This window comes from Rhizobium sp. BK008 (genome assembly GCF_014197345.1).
In the GTDB taxonomy this organism is placed as follows: domain Bacteria; phylum Pseudomonadota; class Alphaproteobacteria; order Rhizobiales; family Rhizobiaceae; genus Rhizobium; species Rhizobium anhuiense.
This window is the reverse complement of record NZ_JACIFK010000004.1, coordinates 118,048-129,926: the sequence shown is the minus strand read 5'-3', so window position 1 is coordinate 129,926 and position 11,879 is coordinate 118,048. Positions and strand designations below refer to the sequence as shown.

Sequence of the window (11,879 nt, the reverse complement as noted above, 5' to 3'; positions counted from 1 at the left end):
TCACTTTGCAAGCTTGCCGATCGCCTCGATCTCGTTCGTCCATATGCCCGCCGCATAGTCCTGTGGCAGCCGTGCCAGTTGCGTGGGGTCGTCGATGCCGCTGGAAAAATCGCTGCCGCGATAGGGGCCGAGCACGAAGACCTCGGTTCCGGCATCCTGCATCCGGTTGAGAAAACGGTCCGGCCAGCCCCAGAGCCACGGCGCGATATTGATCGGCACCAGCATCATCCGATGTTTGCAGACGTCCGGCAGCACGCCGCTCCAGCCATAGCCGATATAGCCGAACAGGCAGCCCTTCAGGCTCTTGCGCGAGGCGGTCCTGATATCGGGCGAAAGCCGGCGCAGGACGTCGATCGGCTCGTCGCCGCCATAGACTGTGATATCAGCCCGTCGCGCGGCGGGAAGCCCGTTGAGCACGGCGGCGAGCTTTTCGCCCTCGGAAGGGTCGCGGCTCTTGACGTTGATGAGGAAGCGCCGATCCGGAAAGGTCGTCAGCACCTCGGCAAGCGTCGGCATCATGCCGATGCCCTGGCCGCGAAAGGGAAAGCTCTTGCCGCCATCGGCCGTATAGCCATAGCCGAGGTCGAGCTTCTTCATGTCGGCCATCGAATGCTCGCGCGTGACGCCGTGCCCGTCGGTGCGGCAGTCGAGCGTCCAATCGTGAAAGACGGCGAATTGCCCATCCGTCGTCGGATGCACGTCGATCTCGACCATATCGGCGCCGGCTGCAAAGCCTGCCTGCATCGAGCGGATGGTATTTTCGAGATAATCGTGTTTCGGCGGCAGCATGCGGGCGGCCGTGCAGGTATCGTTCTTCAGATCGGTTTCGTCGAACCGCTGGGCGATGCCGCGATGGGCGAGCAGCACCGGTTTTCCCGGCCGATGCTCTGCGAGCAGGTTGGTATTGTTGAGGTAGATGCCGGCGGCTGCAGCGGCGATTGCCGCCGCGCAATAGAGAAGCTTCCTGCCCAAGATTTATCCCCCTCCGGTTGCATCGAACGCACAAGGGCTAGAAAGCGATTCCGGTTGTTCTTGGGCCCTTTTCCGGCTTTTCTATGCCATCGCCTATTTGCCGGACGGGAGCCTGATCGCTATGGAACCACAAGACGACGAGCTCATCCATTTTGAAGCGCATGGCGCCGCCCCGTTGCCGCCGGCAGCAGTCGAAGGCCATGTCGAGCACGACGGCGCCCGCATCTGGTATGCGAGCTACGGCGCCGGCCCTCCCGTCATTCTGTTGCATGGCGGCCTCGGCCATAGCGGCAACTGGGGCTATCAGATCCCGGCACTGTTGCTGAGCCGCCGCCGCGTCGTGCTGATCGACAGCCGCGGCCACGGAAGAAGCAGCCGCGATATCAGGCCCTATGCCTATGAGTTGATGGCTGCCGACGTGCTTGCCGTCATGGACGAACTCCATATCGATAAGGCGGCGATCGTCGGCTGGAGCGACGGCGCTTGCATCGCTCTGATCCTGGCCATGACGGCGCCGTCGCGGGTTGAGGGCGTCTTTTTCTTCGCCTGCAACATGGATCCGAGCGGCACGCTGGAATTTCATCCGACCCCGGTCATCGACCGATGCTTCAGCCGGCACGCCAGCGATTATGCCGCCTTGTCCGCCACGCCGGACGATTTCCATCCTTTTGTCGAGGCGGTCAGCCTGATGATGCGGACGGAGCCGAATTATGACGCGGCCGACCTCGGCCGGATCCGCGTGCCGGTCGCCATCGTGCTCGGCGAACATGATGAATTCATCAAGCCCGACCATGCCGAATATCTGGCCCGCAGCATTCGGGACGCTGCGATGATCTATCTCCCGGGCGTCAGCCATTTCGCGCCGCTGCAGCGGCCCGCCGAGTTCAACGCCGCGCTGGTCACCTTCCTCGATGGGATAGGATCACCGGCGTGAGCGGCGCATTCGATCGTGAGCTTTTCCAGCCCCTCTGGCCTCGCGCCCATTTCCCGCTATCTCTCGCTTCATGAGACCTGATGCGCTGCTCTATCCCGCCCCCGAAGGGCTCTATTGCCCCGAAGGCGGCTTCTATGTCGATCCGGTGCGGCCAGTCGAGCAGGCGCTCGTCACCCACGGTCATTCCGATCACGCCCGGCCGGGCCATGTGAATGTGCTTGCCACCCGCCAGACGCTCGACATCATGCGTCTGCGTTACGGCGAGGGTTTTTGCGCCAGCGAGCAGGCCGCCGCCTTCGGCGAGGCGCTGCTGGTCAACGGCGTCAAGGTGAGCTTTCATCCGGCTGGCCATGTGCTCGGCTCGGCCCAGATCGCCATCGAGAAGAACGGCACCCGCATCGTCGTCTCCGGCGATTACAAGCGCCGCCCCGACCCGACCTGCGAGGCCTATGTGCCGGTTCCCTGCGATGTCTTCATCACTGAGGCGACCTTCGGCCTGCCGGTCTTCCATCATCCCGATCCGATGGACGAGATCGGCAAGCTGCTGGCGTCGCTGCGGCAATTTCCCGAGCGCACCCATCTCGTCGGCGCCTATGCGCTGGGCAAGGCCCAGCGTGTCATCCGGCTGCTGCGCGATGCCGGTTATGCCGAACCGATCTATATCCATGGCGCCATGGAAAGGCTCTGCGACTATTATATCGGAGAGGGCATCGATCTCGGCGAGCTGCTGCCGGCCACCATCGAAAGCCGCGACAAATCAGCCTTCAGGGGCGCCGTCGTCATCGGTCCGTCATCGGCCTTCGCCGACCGCTGGGCTCGCCGTTTCAACGAACCGTTGCCGGCCTTCGCCTCCGGCTGGATGATGGTGCGCCAGCGCGCCAAACAGCTCGGCGTCGAACTGCCGCTCGTCATCTCCGATCATTGCGACTGGCCGGAACTGACGGAAACGATCCGGGAACTGCACCCGGCCGAGGTCTGGGTGACGCATGGCCGCGAGGAGGCCCTGGTGCGCTGGTGCCAATTGCAGGGCATCAAGGCGAAACCGCTGCATCTGGTGGGGTATGAGGACGAGGGGGATTGAGGATGGAGTTCGTTGCTGAAAATCCGTCCCCAAACCCTCCCCACAAGGGGGAGGGGATGCCGGGCCTCGCCCGTCGCATTTTACCTCTGACGGCCTTGCATGCAGCGACGTTGCCTTGGGACGAGGCGTTGCCGCAGGTTAGTTCCTCCCCCTTGTGGGGAGGGCTTGGGGAGGGGGCTTTTCCATGCGCCATTGGGGAGGGGTTTTCCTCAAGAGCCGGGAGGCGTCCATGAAAGCCTTCGCCGACCTCCTCGACCGTCTGGTGCTCACCCCCAGCCGCAACGGCAAGCTGAAGCTGCTCACCGATTATTTCCGCGACACGCCGGACCCCGACCGCGGCTATGGCCTTGCCGCCATCGCCGGCACGCTGGAGGTGCGCAACGTCAAGCCCGCCATGCTGCGCGAGCTGGTGCTGGAGCGCATCGACGAGGTGCTGTTCCGCTATTCCTATGACTATGTCGGCGATCTTGCCGAAACCATCTCGCTCGTCTGGGACAATGAGAGGGATATCGACCGTTCGGCACTCGCTCAGCCGCGCCTCGGCGAAGTCGTCACCGGCATGAACGCGCTCGGCCGCACCGAAGTGCGGAGCTTCGTCCGCGACCTGCTCGACCGGCTGGATTCGTCCGGCCGTTTCGCCTTCATCAAGCTGGCGACCGGCGCCATGCGCATCGGCGTTTCCGCCCGCCTTGCCAAGCAGGCGCTCGCCGATCTCGGCGGCAAGGACGTGACCGAGATCGAAACCCTCTGGCATGGCCTGCAGCCACCTTACGAGACCTTGTTCACATGGCTGGCAGGCGGCGGCGAAAAGCCGGTGCTGGCCACACCGGCGATCTTCCATTCCGTCATGCTCGCCAATGCGGTGGAGGAGGGCGATCTGGCCGGCCTCGATCCGGCCGGCTACGCCGCTGAGTGGAAATGGGACGGCATCCGCGTCCAGCTCTCCCGCTCGGGCGACAGGCGCAAGATTTATTCCCGTTCCGGCGACGACATTTCAGGCGCCTTTCCCGATATTCTCGACGCGATCAATTTTTCCGGCGTCGTCGACGGCGAGCTGCTGGTCGGCGGCACCGCCCGCTCCAACAGCCCGACCCGAACCTTCTCCGACCTGCAACAGCGCCTGAACCGTAAGACGGTGACGGCGAAGATGCTTGGCGATTACCCCGCCTTCATCCGCACCTATGACCTGCTCTTCGACGGCGAGGAGGATGTCCGCGGCCGCTCCTATATCGATCGCCGCGACCGGCTGACCGAGATCATCGATCGCGCCCCCCATGACCGTTTCGACCTCTCGCCGCTCGTGCCGTTCTCCTCATGGGAGGAACTCGACGCCCTACGCGCCGCCCCGCCCGATCCCGTCATCGAAGGCGTGATGATCAAGCGCCGCGACAGCATCTACCAGGCCGGCCGCATGAAGGGTCCCTGGTTCAAGTGGAAGCGCAATCCTTACAATGTCGATGCGGTGCTGATGTATGCCCAGCGCGGCCATGGCAAGCGCTCCAGTTATTATTCCGATTTCACCTTCGGCGTCTGGGCCGACGACGAGGACGGCGAACAGCTGGTGCCGGTGGGCAAGGCCTATTTCGGCTTTACCGATGCCGAACTCGAGGTGCTCGACAAATTCGTGCGCAACAATACCACCGAGCGTTTCGGCCCGGTGCGGGCCGTGCGCGCCGACAGGGATTTCGGCTTCGTCGTCGAAGTGGCTTTCGAGGGCATCAACCGCTCGACCCGGCACAAATCCGGTGTCGCCATGCGTTTTCCCCGCATCGCCCGCCTGCGCCCCGACAAACCCTCCTACGAGGCAGACCGGTTGCGCACGCTGATCGCCATGATCGACGCCAAACCGGCGTGACCGGATGGATAATGAATGACGCAGACTGGGGCAGAAGCCGTCAAGCGATCCGCCTACAGGTCCCAGGCGATGATTTCAAGATCCGGCCACAGCGTGCCCCACCGCGCGATCTTCTTCTCGTAGATTTCCCGGGTAATCTGCTTCTTGTTGGCTCGCACCACCGGGGCCAGGAGGTCCTTCAGGCCGTAGGGTGCAAACAGATCCAGCCCCTTGTCCACGGGGCGAATGCCGACGGCAGCGGCCGTGGTCGGAAAGGTCGTGATCGCCTCATCTGTGGATGTATACGGCGTTATCGAATGCCCGAACTTTTCCTTGTACCAAATATGAACTCTGGCCTGGTTCTTCACGTCTATCCAGACAGGCAGATTGGATAATAGCCCCCGAATACGGGCAGAGTGATCTGCTTCGGCGCTTTCGGACAGATCATTGCCATCGAAATAAACAATATCGATGTCATTGATGCCGTGATCGTGGGCAAAGCCAAAGGCGTGGTTCCATACTGTCTGGGCGATCGCCCCGGCCACCAATCGCGCATCAGGCAACCCGATACGGTCCCAGTGATCGAGCACCGTCGAGAGAAGCGGACTGTCCGAAATGATCGCCTGGAGTTCCATGTGCGGATTCAGCGTCAATTCCCCCTTTTCGCTTATCCAACGCGATTCCCGATATAAGATTGTTGCGATAAGGTTTGCGTGGCAACCTGCGCAACAATGACGCAGGGCAATATTTTCAACACCATGTGTATTGGCGGCAACGATCTTCCGGTGCAGATTTTGCATGCCGGGGAGATGATTTGGGTGCTGCGTTATGAGCTCGCGTGAACAAAATTCCTTTTTCCTCCAACGCCGTGCCGTGCTGGCGGGTCTTGCCGGTGCATTCGTCCTGCCGCGGATGGCGGCCGCCTTCGATGTCCCGGACGAGCCGCGCCTCGCCAAAGGCGACTATGCCAAAGTCCGCCACCATTTTCGCACCAAGCTGTTGCAGAAGGGCCCGGCGCCCGACAAATACGAACCGCTGAATGCGCCTGCCGATGCAGACAAGATCTTCTACCGCTCCGGCTACGGCGAGTTGGAACTGGCGGCCTGGGTTTCGAAATACAAGCGCGAGCGCGCCGCCAAACCGGCCGTGCTCTTCCTGCACGGCGGCAATGCCATGGGCATCGGCCACTGGCAGTTGATGAAGCCCTATATGGATGCCGGTTATGTCGTGATGATGCCATCGCTGCGCGGCGAAAACGGCCAGATGGGCAATTTCTCCGGTTTCTATGACGAGGTCGACGATGTGCTCGCCGCCGCCGAGCGCCTGGCGCATCTGCCGGGTGTCGATCCCGAACGCCTGTTCATCGCCGGCCACAGCATCGGCGGCACGCTGACCATGCTGGCGGCGATGAGCACCGATAAGTTCCGTGCCGCGGCGCCGATTTCGGGCAATCCCAATGCTTTCCGCTTCTTCAGCCGCTATCCCCAGGATATCCGCTTCGACGACAGCAATGCGCATGAGTTCGAGGTGCGGTCGGCGCTGTGTTACGCCCACAGCTTCAAATGCCCGGTCCGTGTCGTCCACGGCACCGAAGAGGCCCATTTCAATGACCGCGCCGATCTGCTTGCCCGCCGCGCCCGCGCCGCCGGCATCCATATCGAAACCGATACCGTCGCCGGCAACCACACCTCGGCGCTGCCGGCCGAGATCGAACAGAGCATCCGCTTCTTCCACGGGGTGGCGGCCTGAGTTTTGCCGATACCGGCAGCAGCGAGAAGTGTGACGGATGATTGATTGCGATCCCGCCGCCGCCCACGGTGGCGGGTTCATCGTTTGCTGATCTTGCTTTTCCCACCCCAACACCAGCCTCGCGCCAGCCGCAGATGCCATCGTCCCGGCAGATGTCGTTGTCTGCCGATCGTTGATAAGGGTGGTTCCATGAATTTTCTGCGCCGGGTCTTCCCGATTGCCGGGCTTGTGATTGCCGTTGCGTCGCTGAGCGGCTGCAACATTCTCATTCCCGATGTCGCCGCCGATTCGCCCGCCCGCTTCGTCCAGGAAACCTCGCCGGTGTTTTATCAGCCGCCCGGCGTCGATCCGCGCCGGGTGCGGCCCATTCCCGATCAGCCGGTGCCGCAGACGCGCGAACTCTACAAGACCCAGTTCCATCAGACCTACGGCCTGCCGGTCACCAATCCCGTGCACATGGCGATGTATGGCCAGCTTCGCGACGAGGATTTCACCCTGCCGGCGATCCCGATCAGCCGCGTGCAGCCGCAGTTCCTGCGCCAGGAGGTCGATTACCAGACGACAGAGCGGCCCGGCACCGTGATCGTCGATACCAAGACGCGCTTTCTTTATTTCGTCGAGGGCAACGGCAAGGCGATGCGCTACGGCGTCGGCCTCGGCCGCGACGGTTACGCCTGGTCGGGCCGCGGCACCATCCAGTGGAAGCAGAAATGGCCGCGCTGGACGCCGTCAGTCGAAATGGTCTCGCGCCAGCCTGAGGTTCGCCCCTTCGGCGCGGAGAATGGCGGCATGAATCCGGGACTGATGAACCCGCTCGGCGCCCGCGCCATGTATATCTTCAAGGGCGGGCAGGACACGCTCTACCGCATCCATGGCACGCCCGACTGGCAGTCGATCGGCAAGGCCACTTCATCTGGCTGCGTGCGCATGCTGAACCAGGACGTCATCGATCTCTACGACCGCGTTCCGGCCAAGGCTGAGATCGTTGTGATGTAGCGCTGCAACAGCGCGCCCCATATCGTCTGCCCCAGGCCGGACACGTCTGCGTGAAGCTATGGTTTATTTGGCGCAAGCCGATAGATTCACTGATGTCGTTATCCCAGGATTCCCGCATCAAAGGAAATCAGTCCCGCGTCATGAGCTTCGATAGACATCTTTCCCGCCGTAGCTTTCTTTCCTTTTCGGCATTGACCGCAGCCTCCGCACTCACCGGCTGCGCCTCCAGCGCCAACACGGTGACATCAGGCGATACAACGATCATTTACCGTTCGCCCATGCGCCTGTTCCAGTCCCCGGGGGCGTCGAGCGTGCCGAGCGGAGCCGAGCTTGCCGTCATGTATGGCCCCATCGAGGACGGCGGCTTTCTCATTCCCGCCGTTCCCTACGAACAGATCGATCCGCGCTATTATCGCCAGCGCGTCGTCGATCCCACCGGCCAGCCGCCGGGCACCATCGTCGTCGATACGCCATCGCGTTTCCTCTATCTCGTCCAGAGCGATGGCATGGCGATGCGTTACGGGGTCGGCATCGGCCGCGAGGGTTTTGCCTGGCAGGGCTCGGGCGTTATCCAGTGGCGGCAGAAATGGCCGCGCTGGAAGCCGCCGAACGAGATGGTCGCCCGCCAGCCGGAACTCGTCAAATATTCGATCGACAACGGCGGCATGGAGCCGGGCCTGAAGAACCCGCTCGGCGCCCGCGCGCTCTATATCTTCTCGAATGGCGAGGACACGCTCTACCGCCTGCACGGCAATCCCGACTGGCGCTCGATCGGCAAGGCCGTCTCATCGGGCTGCGTGCGGCTGATGAACCAGGATATCATCGATCTCTACGACCGCGTGCCGACAAAGGCGCCGATCGTCGTCTGGCAGTAATGATCACCAGGGCGGCCCACAATCCGGCCGCCCCGGATCGATCCTTTTCCCCGAGGAAGTCGTTGCTTCCGCCCAAAAGCACCAGCTTTCGCTTGAGCAAGAGTTTTCATTTTGCGCCGCCAGGGGATTTTATTTTTCGAAATACCATTGCTTAATTCGATAAATATCCTACATGGTGCGTATCGAATTGCTTGCGACCTTTGTCCACGCGCTGAAGCGCTCCGTCAGATATCCTCTCAACATCGATACGGCTTGTCGGATATCTCTCCGCAGGCGAATACAAACGGTTGAAAAGGAGATCGTTATGAATTCAGGCGTCGTCAAGTGGTTCAATGGCACCAAGGGCTTTGGCTTCATCCAGCCCGATGATGGTTCTACCGACGTTTTCGTTCACATTTCAGCGGTTGAACGCGCCGGCATGCGCGAACTCGTTGAAGGCCAGAAGATCCGCTACGATCTCGTCCGCGACAAGAAGTCCGGCAAGAACTCGGCTGATAATCTTCAGGCCGCATGATTTGTCATTCGCCTGCGCTGACCATGAACATGGCGGCGGGCTGACCAAATGCTGGCAGCGAGCTGACCACGGATGTACTGGCAGCGAACTGACCAAAGATTGGCAGCGGGCTGAGTGACTGGAAGAGGTCGGGTCCGAGCCCGGCCTTTTTGCTTTGATCGCCTGGCTTTGCTGATTTGATCGCCCGGCCTTTGATTGATCGATTGCGCAGCCGAAGAGTCGAAGGGACGCTGAAATGGGCAGACCAAACTATAAAGTCGGCGACATGATCGTGCTGAAATCCGGCCTCACCCGCACGGCGAAAGCCGACAAGCGGTGCCGGATTTCCAGCATACTGCCCAACGACCACGGGCATGTGCAATATCGGGTCCAGTTCGATGCGGAGAATTTCGAGCGCCGCATCACTGAGGCCGATATCGATACGGGGGAAACGCCATCCAGGGTTTCTCCCGAGGCGGCGGCCAAGTCCGATGGCGCCGAGCCATGGCTGAAGTTTTCGAGCATCAAGATCGGGAAGTAGTCCCGCCGTTTTTACTATGACAGCGCGGCCTTGCCGCCGACAGGAAGGATATCGTTTTGCAGGTTCTCGTCAGGGATAACAACGTCGATCAGGCGCTCCGCGTGCTCAAGAAGAAGATGCAGCGGGAAGGTCTGTTCCGGGAAATGAAGGCGCGCAGCGCCTTTGAGAAGCCGTCCGAGAAGCGCGCCCGCGAAAAGGCCGAAGCCATTCGCCGCCAGCGCAAGCTTGCCCGCAAGAAGCTGCAGCGCGAAGGTCTGCTGCCGGCACCGAAGAAGGTTCTTCGCGCCCGCTAAACCTAGCCGTGGAATCACGGCGCCTGCCGTGGAATCGTGGCGCCAAACATGGAGCCGCGGTTCCAGCCGCGGAGCCACGACTCTAGCGCCGCCATCACCTGAGAAAGGGGCACATGACCGCCACCAAGGGAGAATTCTTCAATCCCGCCAAGCTCTCGTCTCGCGACAAGGCGGAAGCGACCGATCATACGGCGCGCGCCATCATCGCCGCTGAGGCATCGGCTCGTGACAAGAAGACGGAGAAGCTGAAAGCACTGCGCCTGCAGCAGGAGGCCGAAGCCGAACCTAAGGCGCCGCCTGCAAAGAAGCGCCGGTCGCCGGCCAAGCCGGCTGCGGGACGGCCCTAATCCTCGGTGGGTGCCCTTATTTAGGCTGACCGGGTGGATGCGTTCAGCCGTCCGTGCCGGCGTGGGCGAGATTGCCGCGCAGCCGATGCAGCATGTCGCGCATCTCGGCCATTTCCTTGAGCGTGCAGCCGGCGGCTTGCCCGATCGCCGTCATGATCGTATCGATCTCCCCCTTCATCGCCTCACCTCTCGGGGTCAGTGACACGATTACCTGCCGTTCGTCGCGCAGGTCGCGGATGCGCTTGATCAGTCCGCCCTGTTCCAGCCGTTTCAACAGCGGCGACAGCGTGCCGGAATCGAGATCGAGCTGCTCGCCGATCGTCTTCACCGGCAACTCGCTGCGTTCCCAGAGCACCAGCATCACCAGATATTGCGGATAAGTCAGCCCGACCCGGTCGAGGATTGGCTTGTAGGCGCGGGTGAAAGCATGCGCCGTCGCATAGACCGCGAAGCACAACTGCTTTTCCAGTCGTTTCTCCTCTTGCGGTATCTCCATCGTCTTCGTCGTGTGCGCTTTCATATCCATCATCCTTGAGGCCTTATTGTCCTCTTTTCGAATTCGAAATGCAATTTGCAAAATTCACTTGCGTACAATTTAATTGTGCGATATTGAAAGTCCAACCCGATCGAAGGGCCAATCAAAGGAGATCGTCATGCCTATTCTCTATACGACCAAAGCCTCTGCCACCGGCGGCCGCGCAGGCCGCGCCGTTTCCGAAAACGGCGTTCTGGACGTGACGCTGACCGTTCCCAAGGAACTCGGCGGCGACGGCGCGACCGGCACCAATCCCGAACAGCTCTTCGCTGCCGGTTACTCCGCCTGCTTCCTCGGTGCTTTGAAATTTGTCGCGGGCCAGCAGAAGGTCAAGATTCCGGAAGAGACGACGGTTTCCGCCAAGGTCGGCATCGGCCCGCGTGAAGATGGCGGCGGCTTCGGCATCGAAGTGGCGCTGACGGTCAATATCCCCGGTCTCGACCGTGAAACCGCCGAAAAGCTCGCCGCCGCGGCCCACATCGTCTGCCCCTACAGCCACGCCATGCGCACCTCGACCGAAGTTCCGGTTACGGTTGCCTGATCGGCTTTAAGAAAGGCGGCAGCCGCGATGGCTGCCGCAATCTGCCGGTAGGGCAGGGCCATTGACCTGGTGGGAAATCGGTTCGATTTCAGCTCCGCATCGCGATCAGCGCCGCCGAACCCGCCATCAGCCCTGCCGCCGACCGGTTCACCGCCCGCATCTGGCGTGGTGAGCGGATAAAGGCGCGGGCTCTTGCCGCGACCATGAGATAGGCGAGTTGCACGCCGAGATCGATCGCAAGGCCGAGAGCGACGATCACGGCAATCTGCGATACCGACAGCGCCGTCAGATCGAAGGCCTGTGGCAGCACCGCCCCGAAAAACACCACCGCCTTCGGATTGCCGAGCGTCAGCAGCATGCCGGCGACCAGGTCGCGCTTGCCGCCCGCCTGCGCCTGGATGCCATCAGGCGCGCTCGTCCAGAGCTTCCAGGCTATGAACAGCAGATAGGCGACCCCCAGCCATTTGACGATGACGAAGGCGGCTTCGAAGCGCAATGCCAGCGCCGAAAGCCCTGAGATCGCTGCCACCAGCCAGAGCGAATTGCCGGCGATCATGCCGAGGATGAAGGTAAGCGTCGAGCGCCCGCCACGCGTAAGCACCTGCGCGATCAGCGCGCCCTGGGCCGGTCCCGGAAGGGCGGCGGCGAGTGTGAAGGGAATGATGAAGAACCAGATGCTCATAGCCCG

At 61.9% G+C, this 11,879-nt stretch carries 15 protein-coding genes; 11 read left to right on the top strand and 4 right to left on the bottom strand.

The features are described 5' to 3' along the window. Positions 1–972 (bottom strand): glycerophosphodiester phosphodiesterase family protein, encoded by a 972-nt coding sequence (locus FHT69_RS18410; protein ID WP_183905771.1) that lies wholly within the window; start codon positions 970–972, stop codon positions 1–3. 121 nt (positions 973–1,093) lie between these two features. On the opposite strand from FHT69_RS18410, the gene FHT69_RS18405 reads away from it, so the two are divergent. From FHT69_RS18405 to FHT69_RS18395, 3 genes are all read left to right on the top strand, one after another. Further along, on the top strand, positions 1,094–1,906 hold the full coding sequence (locus tag FHT69_RS18405; protein WP_097542738.1) for an alpha/beta fold hydrolase: 813 nt from the start codon (positions 1,094–1,096) through the stop codon (positions 1,904–1,906). Positions 1,907–1,976: 70 nt separating this feature from the next. Further along, a complete protein-coding gene (locus tag FHT69_RS18400) occupies positions 1,977–2,987 on the top strand; it encodes a ligase-associated DNA damage response exonuclease (protein ID WP_048338326.1) in 1,011 nt (336 codons plus the stop codon). A gap of 229 nt (positions 2,988–3,216) precedes the next feature. Beyond that, on the top strand, positions 3,217–4,842 hold the full coding sequence (locus FHT69_RS18395) for a cisplatin damage response ATP-dependent DNA ligase (RefSeq protein ID WP_168333952.1): 1,626 nt from the start codon (positions 3,217–3,219) through the stop codon (positions 4,840–4,842). A 53-nt stretch (positions 4,843–4,895) separates the two neighbouring features. Here FHT69_RS18395 and FHT69_RS18390 read toward each other — a convergent pair whose 3' ends face one another. Then, positions 4,896–5,474, bottom strand: a complete 579-nt coding sequence (locus FHT69_RS18390) for a nucleotidyltransferase family protein (RefSeq protein ID WP_246721380.1) — start codon at positions 5,472–5,474, stop codon at positions 4,896–4,898. 175 nt (positions 5,475–5,649) lie between these two features. Between FHT69_RS18390 and FHT69_RS18385 the strand changes: the two genes are divergently transcribed. The 7 genes from FHT69_RS18385 (at position 5,650) to FHT69_RS18355 (ending at position 10,115) form a co-directional block, all read left to right on the top strand. Next, positions 5,650–6,570, top strand: a complete 921-nt coding sequence (locus FHT69_RS18385; RefSeq protein WP_029868116.1) for an alpha/beta hydrolase family protein — start codon at positions 5,650–5,652, stop codon at positions 6,568–6,570. A gap of 189 nt (positions 6,571–6,759) precedes the next feature. Then, the gene (locus FHT69_RS18380; RefSeq protein ID WP_029868115.1) at positions 6,760–7,566 is read left to right on the top strand and encodes a L,D-transpeptidase; all 807 of its coding nucleotides are present in this window, start codon (positions 6,760–6,762) and stop codon (positions 7,564–7,566) included. Between the two features lie 140 nt (positions 7,567–7,706). After that, complete coding sequence (locus tag FHT69_RS18375; protein WP_029868114.1) at positions 7,707–8,441, top strand: L,D-transpeptidase; 735 nt, start codon at positions 7,707–7,709, stop codon at positions 8,439–8,441. Positions 8,442–8,745: 304 nt separating this feature from the next. After that, positions 8,746–8,955, top strand: coding sequence for a cold-shock protein (locus tag FHT69_RS18370; protein ID WP_003546468.1), 210 nt, complete (start codon positions 8,746–8,748; stop codon positions 8,953–8,955). 235 nt (positions 8,956–9,190) lie between these two features. Then, the gene (locus tag FHT69_RS18365) at positions 9,191–9,475 is read left to right on the top strand and encodes a hypothetical protein (protein WP_029868111.1); all 285 of its coding nucleotides are present in this window, start codon (positions 9,191–9,193) and stop codon (positions 9,473–9,475) included. A 56-nt stretch (positions 9,476–9,531) separates the two neighbouring features. Next, on the top strand, positions 9,532–9,768 hold the full coding sequence (rpsU, locus tag FHT69_RS18360; RefSeq protein ID WP_003569533.1) for a 30S ribosomal protein S21: 237 nt from the start codon (positions 9,532–9,534) through the stop codon (positions 9,766–9,768). Between the two features lie 113 nt (positions 9,769–9,881). After that, positions 9,882–10,115 carry a hypothetical protein gene (locus tag FHT69_RS18355; RefSeq protein ID WP_029868110.1) on the top strand — a complete coding sequence of 78 codons (234 nt, stop codon included), beginning with the start codon at positions 9,882–9,884 and terminating at the stop codon, positions 10,113–10,115. 43 nt (positions 10,116–10,158) lie between these two features. Here the strand turns inward: FHT69_RS18355 and FHT69_RS18350 are convergent, their stop codons facing one another. Continuing rightward, positions 10,159–10,644, bottom strand: coding sequence for a MarR family winged helix-turn-helix transcriptional regulator (locus FHT69_RS18350; protein ID WP_047614211.1), 486 nt, complete (start codon positions 10,642–10,644; stop codon positions 10,159–10,161). Positions 10,645–10,768: 124 nt separating this feature from the next. On the opposite strand from FHT69_RS18350, the gene FHT69_RS18345 reads away from it, so the two are divergent. After that, complete coding sequence (locus tag FHT69_RS18345; protein ID WP_029868108.1) at positions 10,769–11,191, top strand: organic hydroperoxide resistance protein; 423 nt, start codon at positions 10,769–10,771, stop codon at positions 11,189–11,191. A gap of 88 nt (positions 11,192–11,279) precedes the next feature. On the opposite strand, the gene FHT69_RS18340 is transcribed toward FHT69_RS18345, so the two are convergent. After that, positions 11,280–11,873: a LysE family translocator gene (locus FHT69_RS18340; protein ID WP_168333954.1), complete on the bottom strand. Its 594-nt coding sequence runs from the start codon at positions 11,871–11,873 to the stop codon at positions 11,280–11,282. Positions 11,874–11,879: the final 6 nt, after the last annotated feature.